General features: G+C 62.8%; 19 protein-coding genes and 1 pseudogene. 7 read left to right on the top strand and 13 right to left on the bottom strand.

What is annotated here, in order from left to right; translation table 11 throughout:
* Positions 1-79: 79 nt before the first annotated feature.
* Entirely contained in the window at positions 80-931 is an 852-nt protein-coding gene (gene purU, locus ACVWZT_RS13725) for a formyltetrahydrofolate deformylase (protein ID WP_023662871.1), read from the bottom strand.
* Positions 932-1,214: 283 nt separating this feature from the next.
* On the opposite strand from purU, the gene mvaT reads away from it, so the two are divergent.
* On the top strand, positions 1,215-1,592 hold the full coding sequence (mvaT, locus tag ACVWZT_RS13720; protein ID WP_296234086.1) for a histone-like nucleoid-structuring protein MvaT: 378 nt from the start codon (positions 1,215-1,217) through the stop codon (positions 1,590-1,592).
* An 84-nt stretch (positions 1,593-1,676) separates the two neighbouring features.
* Here mvaT and sbcB read toward each other — a convergent pair whose 3' ends face one another.
* The 3 genes from sbcB to ACVWZT_RS13705 all read right to left on the bottom strand — a co-directional run bounded on the left by sbcB (position 1,677) and on the right by ACVWZT_RS13705 (position 4,019).
* Positions 1,677-3,110 carry an exodeoxyribonuclease I gene (sbcB, locus tag ACVWZT_RS13715; RefSeq protein WP_457469789.1) on the bottom strand — a complete coding sequence of 478 codons (1,434 nt, stop codon included), beginning with the start codon at positions 3,108-3,110 and terminating at the stop codon, positions 1,677-1,679.
* 41 nt (positions 3,111-3,151) lie between these two features.
* On the bottom strand, positions 3,152-3,511 hold the full coding sequence (locus ACVWZT_RS13710; RefSeq protein WP_457469787.1) for a PilZ domain-containing protein: 360 nt from the start codon (positions 3,509-3,511) through the stop codon (positions 3,152-3,154).
* 124 nt (positions 3,512-3,635) lie between these two features.
* Positions 3,636-4,019: a tol-pal system YbgF family protein gene (locus ACVWZT_RS13705; protein WP_296234090.1), complete on the bottom strand. Its 384-nt coding sequence runs from the start codon at positions 4,017-4,019 to the stop codon at positions 3,636-3,638.
* Between the two features lie 201 nt (positions 4,020-4,220).
* On the opposite strand from ACVWZT_RS13705, the gene pyk reads away from it, so the two are divergent.
* A complete protein-coding gene (gene pyk, locus ACVWZT_RS13700) occupies positions 4,221-5,675 on the top strand; it encodes a pyruvate kinase (protein WP_296234092.1) in 1,455 nt (484 codons plus the stop codon).
* A 109-nt stretch (positions 5,676-5,784) separates the two neighbouring features.
* On the opposite strand, the gene ACVWZT_RS13695 is transcribed toward pyk, so the two are convergent.
* Positions 5,785-6,705, bottom strand: a complete 921-nt coding sequence (locus ACVWZT_RS13695) for an iron-sulfur-binding ferredoxin reductase (protein ID WP_457469784.1) — start codon at positions 6,703-6,705, stop codon at positions 5,785-5,787.
* 173 nt (positions 6,706-6,878) lie between these two features.
* On the opposite strand from ACVWZT_RS13695, the gene ACVWZT_RS13690 reads away from it, so the two are divergent.
* On the top strand, positions 6,879-8,099 hold the full coding sequence (locus tag ACVWZT_RS13690; protein ID WP_457469782.1) for a hypothetical protein: 1,221 nt from the start codon (positions 6,879-6,881) through the stop codon (positions 8,097-8,099).
* Positions 8,100-8,408: 309 nt separating this feature from the next.
* The gene (locus tag ACVWZT_RS13685) at positions 8,409-9,932 is read left to right on the top strand and encodes a fumarate hydratase (RefSeq protein ID WP_225779118.1); all 1,524 of its coding nucleotides are present in this window, start codon (positions 8,409-8,411) and stop codon (positions 9,930-9,932) included.
* Between the two features lie 60 nt (positions 9,933-9,992).
* Here ACVWZT_RS13685 and ACVWZT_RS13680 read toward each other — a convergent pair whose 3' ends face one another.
* Both ACVWZT_RS13680 and ACVWZT_RS13675 read right to left on the bottom strand, forming a co-directional pair.
* Positions 9,993-10,865, bottom strand: coding sequence for a carbon-nitrogen hydrolase family protein (locus ACVWZT_RS13680; RefSeq protein ID WP_457469780.1), 873 nt, complete (start codon positions 10,863-10,865; stop codon positions 9,993-9,995).
* Positions 10,862-11,453, bottom strand: a pseudogene (locus ACVWZT_RS13675) (GNAT family N-acetyltransferase). The gene ACVWZT_RS13680 and the pseudogene ACVWZT_RS13675 overlap by 4 nt, the downstream one beginning before the upstream one ends.
* A 115-nt stretch (positions 11,454-11,568) precedes the next feature.
* On the opposite strand from ACVWZT_RS13675, the gene ACVWZT_RS13670 reads away from it, so the two are divergent.
* Positions 11,569-11,967 (top strand): nuclear transport factor 2 family protein, encoded by a 399-nt coding sequence (locus ACVWZT_RS13670; protein WP_296234098.1) that lies wholly within the window; start codon positions 11,569-11,571, stop codon positions 11,965-11,967.
* A 42-nt stretch (positions 11,968-12,009) separates the two neighbouring features.
* On the opposite strand, the gene ACVWZT_RS13665 is transcribed toward ACVWZT_RS13670, so the two are convergent.
* From ACVWZT_RS13665 to ACVWZT_RS13640, 6 genes are all read right to left on the bottom strand, one after another.
* A complete protein-coding gene (locus tag ACVWZT_RS13665; protein WP_296234099.1) occupies positions 12,010-12,588 on the bottom strand; it encodes a DJ-1/PfpI family protein in 579 nt (192 codons plus the stop codon).
* A 51-nt stretch (positions 12,589-12,639) separates the two neighbouring features.
* Positions 12,640-13,797 carry a phospholipase D-like domain-containing protein gene (locus tag ACVWZT_RS13660; RefSeq protein ID WP_296234101.1) on the bottom strand — a complete coding sequence of 386 codons (1,158 nt, stop codon included), beginning with the start codon at positions 13,795-13,797 and terminating at the stop codon, positions 12,640-12,642.
* A gap of 1 nt (position 13,798) precedes the next feature.
* Complete coding sequence (locus ACVWZT_RS13655) at positions 13,799-14,380, bottom strand: YceI family protein (protein ID WP_457469777.1); 582 nt, start codon at positions 14,378-14,380, stop codon at positions 13,799-13,801.
* 44 nt (positions 14,381-14,424) lie between these two features.
* Complete coding sequence (locus ACVWZT_RS13650; RefSeq protein WP_457469775.1) at positions 14,425-14,721, bottom strand: amidase; 297 nt, start codon at positions 14,719-14,721, stop codon at positions 14,425-14,427.
* Positions 14,718-15,797 carry a serine hydrolase domain-containing protein gene (locus ACVWZT_RS13645; RefSeq protein ID WP_457469773.1) on the bottom strand — a complete coding sequence of 360 codons (1,080 nt, stop codon included), beginning with the start codon at positions 15,795-15,797 and terminating at the stop codon, positions 14,718-14,720. The genes ACVWZT_RS13650 and ACVWZT_RS13645 overlap by 4 nt, the downstream gene beginning before the upstream one ends.
* Positions 15,798-15,867: 70 nt before the next feature.
* The gene (locus tag ACVWZT_RS13640) at positions 15,868-16,755 is read right to left on the bottom strand and encodes an acyl-CoA dehydrogenase (protein WP_457469771.1); all 888 of its coding nucleotides are present in this window, start codon (positions 16,753-16,755) and stop codon (positions 15,868-15,870) included.
* Positions 16,756-16,913: 158 nt separating this feature from the next.
* On the opposite strand from ACVWZT_RS13640, the gene olsB reads away from it, so the two are divergent.
* Both olsB and ACVWZT_RS13630 read left to right on the top strand, forming a co-directional pair.
* Positions 16,914-17,669, top strand: a complete 756-nt coding sequence (gene olsB / locus ACVWZT_RS13635) for an L-ornithine N(alpha)-acyltransferase (RefSeq protein WP_296234107.1) — start codon at positions 16,914-16,916, stop codon at positions 17,667-17,669.
* Positions 17,669-18,457, top strand: a complete 789-nt coding sequence (locus ACVWZT_RS13630) for a lysophospholipid acyltransferase family protein (RefSeq protein WP_457472070.1) — start codon at positions 17,669-17,671, stop codon at positions 18,455-18,457. Before olsB ends, ACVWZT_RS13630 begins: the two co-directional genes overlap by 1 nt.
* Positions 18,458-18,463 lie beyond the last annotated feature (6 nt).

Raw genomic sequence — 18,463 nt, 5'->3', positions numbered from 1 at the left:
CCCCTCGCGACACAAGGCCGCCCCTACAAGCTATCGCGTTCTGCCATGGCGTCGCGCAGCTCACAGCCAACCCGATCCGTCAGTCGAAGACCACGGTCTTGTTGCCATGCACCAGCACGCGGTCTTCTAGGTGATAGCGCAGGCCACGGGCCAGCACCATCTTCTCCACGTCACGGCCAAAGCGGACCATGTCATCGATGCTGTCGGCATGGCTGACCCGCACCACATCCTGCTCGATAATCGGGCCGGCATCGAGTTCCTCGGTGACGTAGTGGCAGGTCGCGCCGATCAGCTTCACGCCGCGCAGTGCAGCCTGGTGGTAAGGCTTGGCGCCGACGAACGACGGCAGGAAGCTGTGGTGGATGTTGATCACCTTTTCGGCATAGTCCTGGCACAGTTGCGGCGGCAGGATCTGCATGTAACGAGCCAGCACCACCACGTCGGCAGCGTGCTCCTGCACCAGGCGCGACACCTCGGCGAATGCCGGAGCCTTGTCCTTGGGGTCGACCGGTACATGGAAGAACGGAATGCCGTGCCACTCGACCATGCTGCGCAGGTCGTTGTGGTTGGAAATCACGCAAGGGATTTCACAATCCAGTTCATCGGTGTGCCAGCGGTGCAGCAGGTCGGCCAGGCAATGCGATTCGCGGCTGGCCATCAGCACCACGCGTTTTTTTTGCGCCGAGTCGGTAATGCGCCAGGTCATGGAAAACTCTTCGGCAATTGGTGCAAAGGCCTCGCGAAACGCCTCGATACCGAACGGCAGCGATTCGGCGCGAATTTCATGGCGCATGAAGAACCAGCCGCTCTGCTCATCGGAGTGATGGCTGGCTTCGTTGATCCAGCCATTGTACAAGGCCAGGAAATTACTGACTTTCGCCACGATGCCAACACGGTCGGGGCAGGCGATCACCAGACGATAGGTGCGCATGAATGAGACTCCAGAACTTCGCAAAGGCGCTCATTCTAGCGACCCGCCAGCAAAAACGCAGTATTGATCGCAACCGCCCGGGCTCGTGCAGCTCACCTTGTACGGCGCGCGCGGCATCTGGCAGACCGGACAAATGCACGGGTTAAATGTAAATTTTTGTTCACTTGGAGAAATGTTGTCACAGCTTAATTAACAGTTATTCGCCCAATAATATATTTACTTGAGCGTATCGCCTGTCTATTATTGGCCCACACATTTCTGAACACGCATTAAGGAACACTCCATGTCCCTGATCAACGAGTACCGCGCCACCGAAGAGGCCATCAAGGAACTTCAAGCTCGCCTGGCCAATCTGTCGCAGGATGACAAGCTGAAGAAAGAACTGGAGTTCGAAGGCAAATTGCGCAACCTGATGGGCGAATACTCCAAGTCGCTGCGCGACGTGATTGCCCTGCTCGACCCCGATTCGAAACTGAGCAAGGCGCCGCGTGGTGCAGTCAAGCCTACCGCGACCAAGCGTGCGCGCAAGGTCAAGCAATACAAGAACCCTCACAACAATGAAGTGATCGAAACCAAAGGCGGCAACCACAAGACTCTGAAAGAGTGGAAAGCCAAATGGGGTGGCGATGTGGTTGAAAGCTGGGCGACTCTGCTGGACTGATTGTCCGTCTGCACCTGTTGCTTATCGCATCAAGAACGCCGGCTCATTGCCGGCGTTTTTGTTTGCCTGCGTTTCCCTTGGCACTTAGCCAATTGCGAACCGTACCTGCAACTGCCGGGCATGTTCCCGCCAGGCCTCGAGCACGCGCCGCCCCGCCTCGTCAGCGCCCGTCCAGGCCTGCTGGCGCGCCTGTTCAAAGTCGCCAAGGGTATTCGGCGCCCCCCATTTCGGGTCGCTCAGGCGCTGCTGACAGAAGCTGAACCAGCGCTGCCGCTCTTCGCTGCTCAAGGTGTCGGGGAAGTTGCGCGCGCGGTAGCGGAATAACAGTTCCGGCAAGCGCGAGTCGTCGAACATCCAGTGCCCACGGCTCAACTGCGCCGGCTCCAGCGCACGAACTTGCTCGCATAAACGGCGGTCACGGTCCCCGAGAAAACCGTCATACAACTGTTGTTCCGGGTCGTCACTCGGGGCGAAGTCTTCCTTGCCGTAGATGTGTTCCAGCTTGTCTTGCCATTGCGCTTGTTGCCTGGCCAGTTCTTCGCCGCGCACTTGTAACAGCGTCAAGTCCAGGCCCAGTCGTTGTTGATCGACCGGGCGCAATACCGACAGCGGCGCCAATACCGGGCAGCGGTTGATCTGTACCAGTTTCAACGGCACGGGTAGTTCGCCCTCGGCCAGTTGTTCATGGCGGGTATACAAGCGCTGACGCAGAACTTCAGCACTTTCCCGTAGTAAAGGTAGGGTTTCCTGGTGCAAGTCGCAAACCACCAGAGCATTGCGATTACGTGGGTGCCACGCCAGTGGCAATACGACACCCAGGTAGTTGCGGGCCGCCGAAAAGCGCCCGGATATATGTACCAGAGGCTGCAGCAAACGGACCTGTTCCATGACTTTATGCTTGCTGCGCAACTGGAACAGCCATTCATACAACTTCGGTTGTTTCTGCCGTATGAGCCGGGCCAGGGCGATGGTTGCCCGTACGTCGGAGAGCGCTTCGTGAGCATGACCGTGGTCGATGCCATTGGCCTTGCTCAGCAATTCCAGGCGCAGGCTGACACGCCCATCCTGTTGCGGCCATTCGATACCGTCAGGGCGCAAGGCGTAGGCCGTGCGCACGATGTCGATAAGGTCCCAGCGGCTATTGCCGCCCTGCCATTCACGGGCATAGGGGTCAAAAAAGTTACGGTACAAGCTGTAGCGGGTCACTTCGTCATCGAAGCGCAAGGTGTTGTATCCCGCACCACAGGTGCCTGGCTGGGCCAGTTGCTCATGCACCCGGGTCATGAACTCGGCTTCGCACAGCCCTTGTTCAGCCAGTTGCCGCGGCGTGATGCCGGTCACCAGGCAGGCAGCGGGATGCGGCAGGATGTCGTCGGAGGGTCGGCAGTAAAGGCTGATCGGCTCGTCGATCTCGTTAAGGTCGAAATCGGTGCGCACGCCGGCCACCTGCAACGGCCGGTCGCAGCGGGGGTTGATGCCAGTGGTTTCGTAGTCGTGCCAGAAAATGCTGGAGGTCACGGGGTCGTCCTGTATCGAGGTCGACCGATTCTAACGCAGCCTCAGACTGAAGCGTCGACTGGAAGAAAACTGAAAAAGTCACGCAGCGAACCGACAAATTCGTCGTACTCGCGGGGCACTTGCAACAACATGAAGCCCGAATCGTAGTGGCCGGGGGTCTGGTCTTCGCGACACCACAGGCAACTGGCGGTCAGGTTGACGAACTGATGCCCGCCGCCGGTCAACGGCAGGCGCAACTGCAGTTCGTAGTCGGGCCCTACCAGCACAGGCAGTTGGCTGATCAGCATCAGCCCGTCTTCGGAGGCGTTGCCCAACTGGCCGATGGCCTGGCCGGTCAAGCGGTTGTACACCTTGAGGACACAAGGCAGTTGGTGGCGTTCTATGTGGCGCTTGTTGAACATGATCGCAGTGCAATCCGTATCCAGGTGCCAGGAATACGATGAACTGGCGGTTGTTGTAACAGCTGATTTACAGATTAGCGCAGCCCGCGCAGCAAATCGCGTGAAATGAATCACTACCTTGGTGTTAACGCCAAGGTGCGGCCTGCACAGGGCTGGTCACGGCCGCTTCGCCGCGCAGATGGCCCAGTTTTTCCAGGGTCTGCAGGCGCGCCCGGGCGCGATAGGCGTATTCGTTGCCCGGGTATTGCTGGATCAGGTACTGATAGGTCTGCGCAGCATCCACGTACAATGCCTGGCGCTCCAGACACTGGCCACGCAGCAGCGACACTTCGGGGTGGATGAACGGTCGCGCGCGGCTGGTGCGGTCGACCTGCGACAACTCGAGCATGACCCGCTGGCAGTCGCCACGGTCGTAGGCACGGTAGGCATTGTTCAGGTGGTGGTCCATCGACCAGCGGGTGCAGCCGACGACGCTGGCAGCCAGGGCAAAAACGATCAGGGCGCGCATGGGGATCTCCTTTGATGGCAAGTATATCGGCCGGGATCGGGTTTTCTTCAGTTGCAGTGGAATCAGCGCCCGTGCCGCTCACGCCTCGATCTGCAGCTTGCAGCTGCCCTACCCCGGAAGTCACAGGTAGTGCAACGGAACAATGACTACAGCGAGATTCAGGAGTAGCCTTTCGCTGCGCTTCACTATAGGAGTCTGTGCATGACCATCCGCCGTACCAAAATCGTCGCCACCCTTGGCCCCGCCAGCAATTCGCCGGAAGTGATCGAACAGCTGATCCTCGCCGGCCTGGACGTGGCACGCCTGAACTTCTCCCACGGCACCCCGGACGAGCACAAGGCCCGCGCCCGCCTGATTCGTGAGATCGCCGCCAAGAACGGCCGCCACGTCGCGCTGCTGGGTGACCTGCAGGGTCCGAAGATCCGCATCGCCAAGTTCGCCAACAAGCGCATCGAATTGAAGATCGGTGACAAGTTCACCTTCTCCACCGCCCACCCGCTGACCGAAGGCAACCAGGACATCGTCGGTATCGACTACCCCGACCTGGTCAAGGACTGCGGCGTCGGTGACGAACTGCTGCTTGACGATGGCCGCGTGGTCATGCGCGTCGAAACCGCCACCGCCGACGCCCTGCACTGCGTGGTGATCATCGGCGGCCCGCTGTCGGACCACAAGGGTATCAACCGCAAAGGTGGTGGCCTGACCGCACCGGCCCTGACCGAAAAGGACAAGGCCGACATCAAGCTGGCCGCGGAAATGGACCTCGACTACCTGGCGGTGTCCTTCCCGCGTGACGCCAGCGACATGGAGTATGCGCGCAAGCTGCGTGACGAAGCCGGCGGCAACGCCTGGCTGGTGGCCAAGATCGAACGTGCCGAAGCCGTTGCCGACGACGAGACCCTCGACAAGCTGATCGCCGCCTCCGACGCGGTGATGGTCGCCCGTGGTGACCTGGGCGTGGAAATCGGCGACGCCGAGCTGATCGCCATTCAGAAAAAGATCATCCAGCACGCCCGCCGCAACAACAAAGCGGTGATCGTGGCGACCCAGATGATGGAGTCGATGATCCAGAACCCGATGCCGACCCGTGCCGAAGTGTCCGATGTGGCCAATGCCGTGCTGGACAACACCGACGCAGTCATGCTGTCGGCGGAAAGTGCCGCCGGTGCTTATCCGATCGAAGCCGTCCAGGCCATGGCCCGCATCTGCCTGGGTGCCGAAAAGCACCCGACCAGCCAGAAGTCCAGCCACCGCCTGCACACCACCTTCGAGCGCTGCGACGAAAGCATCGCCCTGGCGGCCATGTACACCGCCAACCACTTTCCCGGCGTGAAGGCGATCATCGCCCTGACTGAAAGTGGCTACACCCCGCTGATCATGTCGCGCCTGCGTTCGCACGTGCCGATCTTCGCCCTGTCGCCGCACCGCGCCACCCAGGCTCGCGCCTCGATGTTCCGTGGTGTGTACCCGATCGCCTTCGACCCGGCCTCGCTGCCGGCCGACAAGGTCAGCCAGGCGGCGGTCGACGAACTGCTCAAGCGTGGCCTGGTGGAACAAGGTGACTGGGTGATCCTGACCAAGGGTGACAGCTACCACACCATCGGTGGCACCAACGGCATGAAGATCCTCCATGTAGGTGATCCGCTGGTCGGTTGATAGCCTTTGCGGCCTCATCGCGACCTGCGGTCGCTCCTACAGGAAATCGCAATCCCCCGTAGGAGCGACCGAAGGTCGCGATGAGGCCAGCACAAGCAACACATACGCCTCAGGCATGTTCAACAAACACATCAGCAAACACCTGCCCCCGCGGCACCCCGGCAATGAACAGCCGCCGGGCAAAGCGCTCGACACTCGCCGGCGCCCCGCACAGCAGCGCCAGCGTCTGCCGTGATGACGGCCGCAAGCCGGCCAGTACCTCCTCCAGCTGCTCCGCCAGCACCAGCTCGACCTCAACCCCTGGCAACTTCCGCAGCGGCTCCGCCAAATAGTGCCCTGCCTGATCCCGCGCCACATGCAGCAACCGAATCTCGCCCCGATGCCCCTGCCGCAACGCTTCGCGCAGGATGCCCCACAACGGCGCCAGCCCGGTGCCCGCCGCCAGCAACCACAGCGGCCGGTCCTGCCAGTCCGGGTCGTAATGCAAGGCGCCGCCCCGGAATTCCCCCAGGCGCAACACATCACCCGGCTGCAGGCCGCGGGCCTTGTCACAAAAGGCGCCAGGGCGCTGGCAGTCGATATGGAACTCGAGGAAATCGTCCTCCCCCGGCAGGCTGGCCAGCGAATAGGGCCGCGCGACCGCAGCATACCACAGCACCACATGCTGCCCGGCCTGGTAACGCAACGCCCGCTCGGGCCGCAAGCGCAAACGCAACACATCGCCGTGCCAATCCAGCGCACAGACCTCGGCCGCTACGCCATCCTGCTGCGGGTCGAACAGCGCCACACGCAGGTCCTCGACCACCTGGCACTGGCACGCCAGGCGCCAACCCTGGGCCTGCTTGTCCAGCGCCAGGGCCTCGGGCCGGGCATCCAGCGGTTGCCCGGCCAGACAATGCACCAGGCACGCATGGCAACTGCCTGCGCGGCAGCTGAAGGGCACATTCAAGCCTGCATCGTTCAGGGCATCGAGCAGGTTACTGCCGGTGGGCACCGTCCAGCGGCGCTCGCCCACACAAAGTTCGGGCATGGTCACAGATCTCCGGGGTAGGCGCACACTTTAAGCCAAGCGCTCATGTGCTGCACGAATGGCAACGTCCCTGGCAGTTTGTTCAATGACTACAAGTCAACTGGCATTACTGACAGTTTACAAGCACTGTTCAAGAGCGATGATGGGGCTACTGAACAGCGGAGCACTCACGCATGAAGCATTCAACACTACTGGACCCCTCTTATGGCGAGCGAGGAGTTTCCCGCCCCGACAAACGCCTTATTTCAATCAATGCTTCGATAAGAAGCGGTGGAGGTCGAATAGCTGTAGGCCAAGCCAGAATTGATGGTGGCTGGGGCTATGTGGTATTGCGCGTCGATAACGCGGGTAAACTGGATACCGGGTTTGGCGACGGAGGCATGACCATTGGGCGCTTCAAGGCGGGGTTCAATTCGACAGCCGGTAACGTCCATATTTATGACCAGCACATTATTATCACAGGAAGTTACTATGACGAGGCGACGTTGAGCGACATGCCCGCCCTGGCGCGCTTCGACCTGGATGGAAAACCCGACATCGGATTCGGCGATAATGGCAATAAAATCATTGAGTTACCGGAAAAACCGTTATCCTCTAAAGCGCCCCGGTCAGCCAACGACGTTGTCACCAGCAGTACGCTAGGTGAAGGAGGAATTTTCCTCAGCTATCAATACCCTTGGTCACATAGCGTCGTCATGAAACTCGACGTCAACGGCGAATACGACAAGCGTTTCAATGGGACGGGCTATAAGTTTCTGAAACCACTGGAGTCTACCAGTAGCTCAGGCCGTGTGAGATTGATCGTTGATGGCAGAGTTTATGTTACCGGGGGCACCACTATCAATGGAAGCTCCGCCTCCTACATAGCCTGCTTGAAAGACACTGGCGAGGAGGAGGAAACGTTCGGCAAAAGGGGCTATCTGCTAACTGAACTGCCAAGCAACCTAATGTTTGCTGACCTGGCGAAATTGGACCACAACGGCAACTTCGTTTGCATCGGTTCCGTGGGCACGAGCGAAGGGTTCATCACAGCGTTCACCCCCGCCGGAGAAAAACTATCTGGTTTCAAAAAGAGTACCACCCGTTTTGGCGACGACGACGGACAGTGGACGGGGGGACATGTTTGTACTTTAACGGGGAAGATCATCGCCATCGGCACGACGTTAGGGGGTGACGAAGCAGATGTGGTGGTGGGGCGCTTTACACTCGATGGGGCACCTGATACCACATTCGGCGAGCATCAAGGTTGGGGACGGATAGCATTGGGTAACAGTATCGATCTGGCCATGAGCTCCAGCCTCGAAGAGGACGGCAAGACGCTCATCGTGGGCAGCGACTTTGAAAATGACTCACCGCGTCAAGGCTTCTTGCTCCGTTGCATGACAGACAGTTGAGTTTGTGCCCCTGTGGAAGGGACGACCACGCCATACGCGTGGTCGTCCCTTTTTCAATCAGGTCATCACGCCTCGTTACATCGCCAATGGTCCAGGGTTGGTAGAAAAACGCAGAAAGCACCTTGGATCCCCCTCTCTTACCAAGGTCTAGCGGCTGTCCAGGTGTTTCGCCGCCACAGCCGCGCTATACTGCCGCGCCTTTTTGCGTCGGCCATGCCGCCGGCGCGCCTTTGCAAGGCGTTTCGACATGCTGGTCGGCACCGTCGAGCGTCTCTATGAATGTTCCCGTCTTTAAGAGGAGCGCGCTGCATGACCGTGATCAAGCAAGACGACCTGATTCAGAGCGTCGCCGACGCCCTGCAATTCATTTCGTACTACCACCCCGTCGATTTCATCCAGGCCATGCACGAGGCCTATCTGCGTGAAGAATCGCCTGCCGCGCGCGACTCCATCGCCCAGATCCTGATCAACTCGCGCATGTGCGCCACTGGCCACCGCCCGATCTGCCAGGACACCGGTATCGTCACCGTGTTCATCCGCGTGGGCATGGACGTGCGCTGGGACGGCGCCACCATGAGCGTCGACGACATGATCAACGAAGGTGTGCGTCGCGCCTACAACCTGCCTGAAAACGTGCTGCGCGCGTCGATCCTGGCCGACCCGGCCGGCGCCCGCAAGAACACCAAGGACAACACTCCGGCAGTGATCCACTACTCCATCGTCCCCGGCGACAAGGTCGAGGTCGATGTCGCAGCCAAGGGCGGCGGTTCGGAGAACAAGTCGAAGATGGCCATGCTCAACCCGTCCGACTCGATCGTCGACTGGGTGCTGAAGACCGTGCCGACCATGGGCGCTGGCTGGTGCCCGCCGGGCATGCTCGGCATCGGCATCGGCGGTACCGCCGAGAAGGCTGCGGTGATGGCCAAGGAAGTGTTGATGGAGTCCATCGACATCCACGAACTGAAAGCCCGTGGCCCGCAGAACCGTCTGGAAGAAATCCGCCTGGAGCTGTTCGAGAAGGTCAACCAGCTGGGCATCGGTGCCCAGGGCCTGGGTGGCCTGACCACCGTGCTCGACGTCAAGATCATGGATTACCCGACCCACGCCGCTTCGCTGCCGGTGTGCATGATCCCCAACTGCGCCGCCACCCGCCACGCTCATTTCGTGCTCGATGGTTCCGGCCCGGCCGAGCTGGAAGCGCCGTCGCTGGACGCCTACCCGGAAATTGTCTGGGAAGCCGGCCCGAGCGCCCGTCGCGTCAACCTCGACGCCATCACCCCGGAAGAAGTTGCCAGCTGGAAGCCGGGCGAGACCATCCTGCTCAACGGCAAGATGCTCACCGGCCGCGATGCCGCGCACAAGCGCATGGTCGAGATGCTCAACCGTGGCGAAGAGCTGCCGGTAGACCTGAAAGGCCGCTTCATCTACTACGTCGGCCCGGTCGACCCGGTGGGTGACGAAGTGGTAGGCCCAGCCGGCCCGACCACCGCGACCCGCATGGACAAGTTCACCCGCCAGATCCTCGAGCAGACCGGCCTGCTGGGCATGATCGGCAAGTCCGAGCGCGGCCCGGCCGCCATCGAGGCGATCAAGGACAACAAGGCCGTGTACCTGATGGCCGTCGGCGGCGCCGCCTACCTGGTGGCCCAGGCCATCCGCAAGTCGAAGGTCCTGGCCTTCGCCGAGCTGGGCATGGAAGCGATCTACGAGTTCGAGGTCAAGGACATGCCGGTGACCGTCGCCGTGGACAGCAACGGTGAGTCGGTGCATATCACTGGCCCTGCCCTGTGGCAGAGCAAGATTGCCGAGAGCCTGGCAGTCGAAGTGAAGTAAGCCTGATGTAAACGTATCGGCATCCTCGCGGGCTCGCCCGCGAAGATGCCGATACCGTTTTCATAGAATTCTGTCAAATTGCTCCGGCCAGTCCCTGCGGGTAAACACCTGCCCTTCCCGCCTCACCCGCCGCACTTCTTCCAGGTCCACCTCACACAGCAGCCACTGGCTACGCGCCGGATTCAGTTGCTCACTCAACGCAATCACGCCGTCGCCCGGCAGGCCATGATCCGGTGGCACGAACAACCCGGCCCGGCCGATATTCTCGTCCAGCGCCGGCGACCAGGCCGCCAGCCCGACCGTGGGGCTCTGCAATACTGCAATCTGATTCTCCAGTGCCCGCGCCTGCGCACCAATGCGCACCCGGTGATAGCCCGCCTCGGTGTCGGTACAGCTCGGTGCCAGGATCAGGTCGACCCCTTCCTCGGCCAGGCGCCGGGCCAGCATCGGGAATTCATTGTCATAGCAGATCAGGATACCCAGGCGCCCCAGTTCGGTGTCGAACACCTGCAGCCCCTGGCCTGGGGCGATGTCCCACTGCTCGCGCTCGAAACGGGTCATCATCAGCTTGTCCTGGTAACCGAGCACGCCCTCGGGGCCGAACAGCCAGGCACGGTTGCGGTACTGACCGTCGCCATCCTGCACCGGCAGGCTGCCGGGCTGCAGGTAGATTCCCCAGCGTCGAGCAATGCCCTCACAGAGCACCAGCCACGGCTCGACCAGCGGCTGGATACCGGCAATCGAGGCCTTCAGGTCGCCGCGCTGCCCGGCCGGCAACTGCCCGCTGAGCACCAGCCCAGCGTACTCCGGCAACAGCAGCAGGCGCGCGCCAGCCGCCGCGGCCTCGGCGCACAGGCCTTGCAGGTGCGCGGCGTAGGTGTCCCAGGTTTCATGTAGCTCAATCGCATACTGGCAGGCCGCCAGGCGGATCATATCGGCAGTTCCTTGAGCCAGAACGACATCAGTTTGTCGGAGCTTTCCGCCTCGTCGAGGTCACGCCAGGCGTAGCGGGTGCGCAGCGACGGGTCGTGCAGGAAGCCACGATTACGCCAGAAGCCATGCAGGGGTTTGTAGTCTGCAGGGCGCCGTGGATGCACGCCGGGCCGCTCCACCGCGCAGAACGCGCAGTAATCGAACTCGGCCAGTTTGTGCGCGTAGGATTCGCGCTCGATGAAAAAGCGCACGCCCAGGCCTTGGCCACGGTACTCGGGCAATACCACCGATTCACCGAAATAGTAGACGCTGGCCGGGGTCGCGCCCCTGGGCCAGGAATGGCTGCTGGAATTCGGCGCCGACGTCCACCAGCGGCAGGCCGGTAGAGGCGCCGACCACCTTGCCGTCGTCCAGCGCCAGCACTACCAGGCTGCGCCCGGACCGGGCATAGGTGGCCAGGTAGTCGGCCTCGTACTCCGGGGTGCCGTCGTAAAGGTAGGGAAACTCGCGAAACACGGTCAGGCGCAGGCGAGCGAGGTCATCGATGTAAGGCGCGATAGCGGCGCCGTGCAACAGGCGTATTTCCATGCTTGGCGGTCGTTTTGTCGTTGTGGATGACGCGCTCGGCTAAGCCGGGCTTGAGGGGAAACCCTATCATCCGTACCCACGACCCGCCTTTTCCCTCAACGACAGGTATTGTTCCATGACCGCTACCGAACTGGTAAATGCGTACTACGCGGCTTTCAACGCCGGCGACATGCCGGCCTTTCTTGCCCTGCTCAGCGAGGACGTGATTCACGACGTCAACCAGGGCGAGCGGCAGATGGGCAAGGCCCGGTTTGCCGCATTCATGGACAAGATGAACCGCTGCTACCGCGAACGCCTGGCCGACATCGTGGTGATGCAGAATGCCGATGGCAGCCGGGCGGCGGCGGAATTCACCGTGCATGGCGAGTACCTGGCCGATGACGAAGGCCTGCCGCCGGCCAACGGCCAGACCTACGTGCTGCCAGCGGGGGCGTTCTTCTACATTCATTGTGGCAAGATTGCCCGGGTGACCAACTACTACAACCTCAATGACTGGATCGAGCAGGTCGGCTGAGGGTCACGGCTCCAGCAGCGGCTATCAGGAAGCCGGGCCCGATCAGGCGATGCGGGTGCCGAGTACCTTGAGAAATGCCGCCAGCCACGCCGGGTGCGCCGGCCAGGCGGGTGCGGTAACCAGGTTACCGTCGACATGCGCCTGGTCTATGGCGATATCGATGAAGGTGCCGCCGGCCAACCGCACCTCCGGTGCACACGCCGGATAAGCGCTGCATTCACGCCCTTCCAGCACACCGGCCGCGGCCAGCAGCTGGGCGCCGTGGCACACCGCGGCGATCGGCTTGCCAGCCTGGTCGAATGCCCGCACCAGCTCAAGCACCCGCTCATCCAGGCGCAGGTACTCCGGCGCACGGCCACCGGGAATCAGCAACGCGTCATAACCCTCGGGCCGCACCCGCACGAAATCGTGGTTCAGGGCAAAGTTGTGCCCGGGCTTTTCGCTGTAGGTCTGGTCACCCTCGAAATCATGGATGGCCGTGCGCACGGTCTGCCCCGCGACTTTTTCCGGACAAACTGCATGCACCGTATGCCCAAGCATGCCCAAGGCCTGGAATGGCACCATGACCTCGTAATCTTCAACGAAGTCGCCGACCAACATGAGAATCTTCTTAGCCGTCATCGCACCCACTCCTTCAATTGCCTAGAGACAGTCACTGCACGATAGCCGGTCTCAGTCGCGACGGTCGAGCAAGTTGACCACCAGGCGGTCCAACCAGCCCCACAGCCGTTGCTTCACCCGGCGCCAGAGCGGGCGCGCATGCCAATGACTGAGGTCGACCACCTCGCTCAAGGCGAAGTCACGCTCGAAGCTGGCTTGTACGGCAGCCGTCAACGGCGGGTCGAGCGCCTCGATATTGGCCTCGAGGTTGAAGCGCAGGTTCCAATGGTCGAAGTTGCACGAGCCGATACTGACCCAGTCGTCGATCAGGACCATCTTGAGGTGCAGGAAACACGGTTGGTATTCGTAGATGCGCACCCCGGCGCGCAGCAGCCGGGGATAATAACGGTGCCCTGCGTAACGCACCGATGGATGGTCGGTGCGCGGGCCGGTCAGCAGCAGGCGCACATCGACACCCTTGCCAGCGGCTCGGCGCAGCGAGCGGCGCACGCTCCAGGTCGGCAGGAAGTAGGGGGTGGCCAACCACACCCGGCGCTTGCCGCTGTTGATCGCGCGCACCAGCGAATGCAGGATGTCCTGGTGCTGGCGGGCGTCAGCATAGGCCACCCGGCCCATGCCTTGCCCCTGCGCCGGGACCTTGGGCAGGCGTGGCAGGCCAAAGTCCTCGGCGGGACGCCAGGCGGTACGGCGGTTGTTGGCGTGCCACTGGCGGTCGAACAGCAATTGCCAGTCGTTCACCACCGGCCCCTGCATCTGTACCATCACCTCGTGCCATTCACTGGTCGCCTCGCCCGGCGTCCAGAACTCATCGGTGACACCGGTGCCGCCCACCACTGCCCAGCGCTGGTCAACCAGCAGCAGCTTGCGGTGATCGCGGTACAGGTTGCGCAGGCCACGCTTCCAGCGCAGTCGGTTGTACCAGCGCAGGTACACGCCGGCATCCAGCAGGCGCTGGCGCAATGCGCTGTTGAAGGCCAGCGAACCATAGTCGTCGAACAGGCAACGCACCCGCACACCACGAAGCGCCGCCCGTTCAAGCGCCTCGACTACCGTATCCGCGCAGTTGCCGGCCTCGACCAGATACAGTTCCAGGTCGACCTGAAACTCGGCGCGCATGATCGCCAGGAGCATGCGCGGAAAGAACTCGGGCCCGTCAATCAGCAGTTCGAAGTGGTTGCCATCCCGCCAGGGGAAGACTGGCCCGGCCATGTCAGCGGGCGGTAAAGATCAGCACCGCACTCACCGGTACCGATGGGTTGATGGACTTGAGCCCAGCGAACTTGCGCAGGCGCTGCAGCCCGGGCAGCAGGCCGAAGTCCGCTGCGCGCAGCACCAGCGGCTCGAGGGTCACCACCTGGAAGCGCCGCTCGTCGAGGCGGGTGGCGAGCAGCAAGGCGTTGTAGCTGTGGGACTGGCCATGCAAGGTTACGGTCAGTGGCAGGCGCAGCTCGACCTGGGCACCATTGGCCAGGTCGTTTATCGGCCGCAGGTCCAGTTGTGCCTGCACCTTGGCTTCAGCAAAACGCTCGACGTCGAACAGATCCTCGCGCATGCGTTCGTCACGCTGGGGAATGCCGCTGCTCACCGAATCCATCTCGATGCTCAACCCGGCCGCGCCCTTGCGGTCGACCGTGCCATGCAACACCAGAAAACGATGCACTTCGGCGGTGTCACCGTTCTTGCCAGTGATGAATGACAGGCGCGACGACTCGCCATCGAGGTGCCAGTTGGCGTGGGCAGGCAGGCACAAAGCCAGCAGCAAGGCGGGTAGCAGGCGGGGCAACTTGAACATGACGGATCTCGTGAAACCAGGCCGCCAACCTTACCCGCCCGCCTTCATGGCAGCAAGCGGCAGCCCTCGCGCGGGCCTTGCCAGGCAGCCTGGTGGCGCCGCCCCAGGCCTTCGGCGGTTACCAGCCGCTGCTGGCGGTCTTCCTCCAGCAGGCTCAGCGCCAGCCATTGTTTCACGTAGCCCTGGCAATACTCCGGCTCGAACCCCATGACGAAGCGGCACGAGCAGTACTCCTTGGCCGAGTAGGCCGAAAGGATGCCGGGAAAATCAGCCAGGGCCTGGCGCTCTTGCCACGCCCAGTACGACAGCCCCAGCAAGAGCAGCAGCATGACCCGCTTCATGCCCCCTCCCCGGCCAGCACCGCGAGTACCCGCCTGAGCAGTTCGTCGTGCTGGTAGCTGCCGTCGCGGTCATCGGCATAACGCACGATCACCAGCTTCTGCGTGGGCAGCACGTACAGCGCCTGCCCCCAATGGCCGAGGGCCGCATAGGTGTCTGCGGGAGCACTCGGCCAGGGCCGTGGCGCCCCGGCCAACGGCTGGTTGAGCCACCAGTGGCCACCGGGGTTGGCCTCGCCGGGCATGGCGTCGGCTTGGGCAAACGGCCTGCGATTGAAGGCCACCCAGGCTTCGGGCAGCAGTTGCAGGCCGTGCCAGCGCCCGTCGCGCTGCATCAGCAGACCGATGCGTGCCAGGTCGCGCGCCGTAAGGTACAGGTAGGAAGAGCCGACATAGATGCCGGCCTGGTCACGTTCCCACACCGCGCTGGTGATGCCCAGCGGGGTGAACAGCGCGAGCCAGGGGTATTGCGGGTATTGTTCGGCGCCGAGCATGCCGCGCAGGGCGGCGGCCAGCAGGTTGCTGTCGCCACTGGAATAGAGAAAGCGCTGGCCAGGGTTGGCGGCCGAGCCTCGCGCCGCGGTATAGGCCGCCATGTCGGCGCGGCCGCGGGTGTAGAGCATGGCCACCACTGTGGATTTCAGCGGAGCGTATTCGTAGTCTTCCTGCCAGTCCAGACCGCTGGCCCAGTACAGCAGGTCGGCCATGCGCACGCCGGGGTGAGCGCGCATGGGCGGGTAGAAGCGGCTGACCGGGTCTTGCAGCTGGAAGCGCCCCTGGCCCTGCGCGACGCCCAGCACCGTGGCGAGCACGCTTTTGCTGATCGACCAGGTGAGGTGGGCAGTGGCTGCGGTGGTGGGCGCCGTATAGCGTTCGTACAGGATACGACCGTCACGGATGATCAGCAGGGCGTCGGTACGAATACCGGTGCGCTCCGGGGTGGGGCGGACGGGGAAGGCGTAGGCGTCGACAGCCTGCCAGTCGTGAGTGGCGTCATCGATCGGCCAGTCGGGTTGGGGCCAGCCCTCGGCCCAGGCACACCCTGTAACCAGTGCCAGAATGACGAACAATGCCTTCATCGGGATTGCCTTTTTTCGGGGCCACTGTGCGGCCCCGGGTTTCATGCAATCACACAAACCTAACAGGCATTCATGACAATCCCACAGCCGCCCATGCCTTGTTCAACCGCTTCTCCCGCGCTGCAGCCGCCAGCGCCATCACGCCCTGGTCGCGCTGCCAGAGCTGCGCCCAATGCGCCGGCCCGGCTGCCAATGCCGCCTCGATTTCCCCCCGTAGCGCCTGGAACTGCGCAAACAAGCCACCCAGCAACAAATGACAAGCGACGGTATCGGCACACTGCCGGCTACCTTCGGCACACCCGGCCAGCAGCCCGAGCAACTGCAGGCGCAAGGCCTGCGGCCAGGCACACGCCTGGCCGACGCCATACAGCCAGGCCGTCAGTGCGGCGAGCACATACAAGTCCTCCAGCGAGCGGAACGGTTTCACATAGGCATCCCAGCCATCCCCCGCCAGCAATTCGCAGGCTGCATGCTGCAGTACCAGTCGTCCATGGCCCACCTCCGGCATCAGCGGCAGGGTCGGCAGCGCTTCCAGCGTCACCCCCGGCTCGCCGGGGTAGACCACCGCCAGGTTCAATTGCGCTGCCGCACCCATCGCCTCGCTGCGCGCCGCGACCAGCAACCACTCCGCCTCCAGGCCGGCGGTGACGAAGTCCTTGCTGCCGGTCAAGCGCAGGCCGTCCAGGCGCGTACGCATGTCCGCCGGCCGCACGCTGTGCCGTTCGCTGGCGCACAGGGCGCCGAGGCTCGGCGGAGCACTGGGCCAAAGCACGCGCAAGGCGGCCTGGTAACCGACCAGGAACGCCAGGCCCGGCGTGGCCATCGCCCGCCCGCCCAGAACCGCCAGTTCGAACGGGGTAACCGGGCCAAGGCGCTCGAGCAGCGCGGCATAGGTTTCGCCAAGGGTGCCCGCCAGTGCTTGGCGAAGCGGGTCGTTGAGTCGTTGCAACCAGGCCATGGAGCGGCTCCTTGCAGGGGGCTTTCGGCTAAGGCCGTGGGATGTCACGCAAGCATCACCAAAGCTTCACAGGGGTGACACCGCGTCTACCTAGGCTGACTTTGCACAACAAAGCCGACCGGCCGCAACCCTTCATGGCTGGCTTATGGAGACTCGTAATGACTCGGATCGCTCACGCTGGCGACAACAGCACCGAACGCCGTCTGCAAGCCGAACGCCTGGTTGGCGCCACGGCCCTGCACGAGGCCCAGGCCCTGCGCTACAAGGTGTTCAGCGCCGAATTCAAGGCCCGCCTCAAAGGTGCCGAGCACGGCTTGGACATGGATGACTACGACGTGCACTGCCGACACATCGGTGTGCGCGACCTGAGTACCGGCGAGCTGGTTGCCACCACGCGCCTGCTCGACCACCAGGCTGCCAGCAGCCTCGGCCGCTTCTACAGCGAAGAAGAATTCAACCTGCATGGCTTGTTACAGTTACAGGGTCCGATCCTCGAGCTGGGCCGCACCTGCGTGGCCCCCGACTACCGCAACGGCGGCACCATTGCGGTACTGTGGAGCGAACTGGCGGAAATCCTCAATGAAGGCTGCTACAGCTATCTGATGGGCTGCGCCAGCATCCCCATGCAGGATGGCGGAATACAGGCCCATGCGGTGATGCAGCGCCTGCGCGACCGTTACCTGTGCACCGAGCACCTGCGCGCCGAACCGAAAAAACCGCTGCCCAAGCTGGCCCTGCCGAACAACGTGATTGCCGAAATGCCTCCCCTGCTCAAGGCCTATATGCGCCTGGGCGCGAAAATTTGCGGCGAGCCATGCTGGGACGAAGACTTCCAAGTCGCCGACGTGTTCATCCTGCTCAAGCGCGACGAGTTGTGCCCGCGCTATGCCCGCCACTTCAAGGCAGCGGTGTGATGCCGAAGCTGCGGGTATCGGCCCGCCTGACGCGACTGCTGCTGGTCCTGCTGCTGGGCATGCTGCTGGCCAGCGTGGTCTCCCTCGGCGAGCGCCTGGGCTTCAAGCCCTCGCTGGAACGCCGCCAGCGCTGGACCTGCCTGTTCATGAAACGCCTGGTCGCGGCGCTGCCGTTCGACGTCCGGGTGCTCGGCGAGCTGCCGCAGCGGCCAATGCTGTGGGTCAGCAACCACGTTTCCTGGACCGACATCCCTTTGCTCGGCATGCTGCTGCCACTGTCCTTCCTGTCCAAGGCCGAAGTGCGCCACTGGCCGGTGGCCGGCTGGCTGGCGGAGAAGGCCGGCACGCTGTTCATCCGCCGGGGCGGCGGTGACAGCCAGCGCCTGCGTGAACAGATTGCCGGGCAATTAGGCCTGGCCCGTCCGCTTTTGATCTTCCCCGAAGGTACCACCACCAGCGGGCGGACCCTGCGCACCTTCCATGGCCGCCTGCTGGCGGGCGCCATCGACCGTGGGGTGGCGATACAACCGGTGGCCATCCAGTACCTGCGCAATGGCCAGATCGACCCGATTGCGCCATTCATTGGTGAGGATGACCTGGTGTCGCACTTGCTGCGCCTGTTCGCCCAGCCGCGGAGTGAAGTGTGCATCCACTTGCTGCAGCCGATCGGCAGCGTCGGCAAGGAACGGGCGATGCTCGCATTGCAGGCGCAGCAGGCGATTCAGCGGGCGTTGTTCGGGGCTGTGGAAGTTGAAGTTGTGGCTCGGCGGCAGGCGCGGGCCGCCTGAGCTTGT

It is taken from the genome of Pseudomonas sp. TE21394, from assembly GCF_054057835.1.
Note: the sequence above shows the minus strand (reverse complement) of the source record. Positions and strands in the feature narration are given on the sequence as shown.

What these genes read in the sequence shown, in the direction of transcription:
- purU (WP_023662871.1), bottom strand. Translation starts at nt 931, where the DNA reads ATGCGCACCTATCGTCTGGTGATCGCCTGCCCCGACCGTGTTGGCATC.
- mvaT (WP_296234086.1), top strand. Translation starts at nt 1,215, where the DNA reads ATGTCCCTGATCAACGAGTACCGCGCCACCGAAGAGGCCATCAAGGAA.
- ACVWZT_RS13710 (WP_457469787.1), bottom strand. Translation starts at nt 3,511, where the DNA reads ATGTTCAACAAGCGCCACATAGAACGCCACCAACTGCCTTGTGTCCTC.
- ACVWZT_RS13705 (WP_296234090.1), bottom strand. Translation starts at nt 4,019, where the DNA reads ATGCGCGCCCTGATCGTTTTTGCCCTGGCTGCCAGCGTCGTCGGCTGC.
- pyk (WP_296234092.1), top strand. Translation starts at nt 4,221, where the DNA reads ATGACCATCCGCCGTACCAAAATCGTCGCCACCCTTGGCCCCGCCAGC.
- ACVWZT_RS13695 (WP_457469784.1), bottom strand. Translation starts at nt 6,705, where the DNA reads ATGCCCGAACTTTGTGTGGGCGAGCGCCGCTGGACGGTGCCCACCGGC.
- ACVWZT_RS13690 (WP_457469782.1), top strand. Translation starts at nt 6,879, where the DNA reads ATGAAGCATTCAACACTACTGGACCCCTCTTATGGCGAGCGAGGAGTT.
- ACVWZT_RS13685 (WP_225779118.1), top strand. Translation starts at nt 8,409, where the DNA reads ATGACCGTGATCAAGCAAGACGACCTGATTCAGAGCGTCGCCGACGCC.
- ACVWZT_RS13680 (WP_457469780.1), bottom strand. Translation starts at nt 10,865, where the DNA reads ATGATCCGCCTGGCGGCCTGCCAGTATGCGATTGAGCTACATGAAACC.
- ACVWZT_RS13670 (WP_296234098.1), top strand. Translation starts at nt 11,569, where the DNA reads ATGACCGCTACCGAACTGGTAAATGCGTACTACGCGGCTTTCAACGCC.
- ACVWZT_RS13665 (WP_296234099.1), bottom strand. Translation starts at nt 12,588, where the DNA reads ATGACGGCTAAGAAGATTCTCATGTTGGTCGGCGACTTCGTTGAAGAT.
- ACVWZT_RS13660 (WP_296234101.1), bottom strand. Translation starts at nt 13,797, where the DNA reads ATGGCCGGGCCAGTCTTCCCCTGGCGGGATGGCAACCACTTCGAACTG.
- ACVWZT_RS13655 (WP_457469777.1), bottom strand. Translation starts at nt 14,380, where the DNA reads ATGTTCAAGTTGCCCCGCCTGCTACCCGCCTTGCTGCTGGCTTTGTGC.
- ACVWZT_RS13650 (WP_457469775.1), bottom strand. Translation starts at nt 14,721, where the DNA reads ATGAAGCGGGTCATGCTGCTGCTCTTGCTGGGGCTGTCGTACTGGGCG.
- ACVWZT_RS13645 (WP_457469773.1), bottom strand. Translation starts at nt 15,797, where the DNA reads ATGAAGGCATTGTTCGTCATTCTGGCACTGGTTACAGGGTGTGCCTGG.
- ACVWZT_RS13640 (WP_457469771.1), bottom strand. Translation starts at nt 16,755, where the DNA reads ATGGCCTGGTTGCAACGACTCAACGACCCGCTTCGCCAAGCACTGGCG.
- olsB (WP_296234107.1), top strand. Translation starts at nt 16,914, where the DNA reads ATGACTCGGATCGCTCACGCTGGCGACAACAGCACCGAACGCCGTCTG.
- ACVWZT_RS13630 (WP_457472070.1), top strand. Translation starts at nt 17,669, where the DNA reads ATGCCGAAGCTGCGGGTATCGGCCCGCCTGACGCGACTGCTGCTGGTC.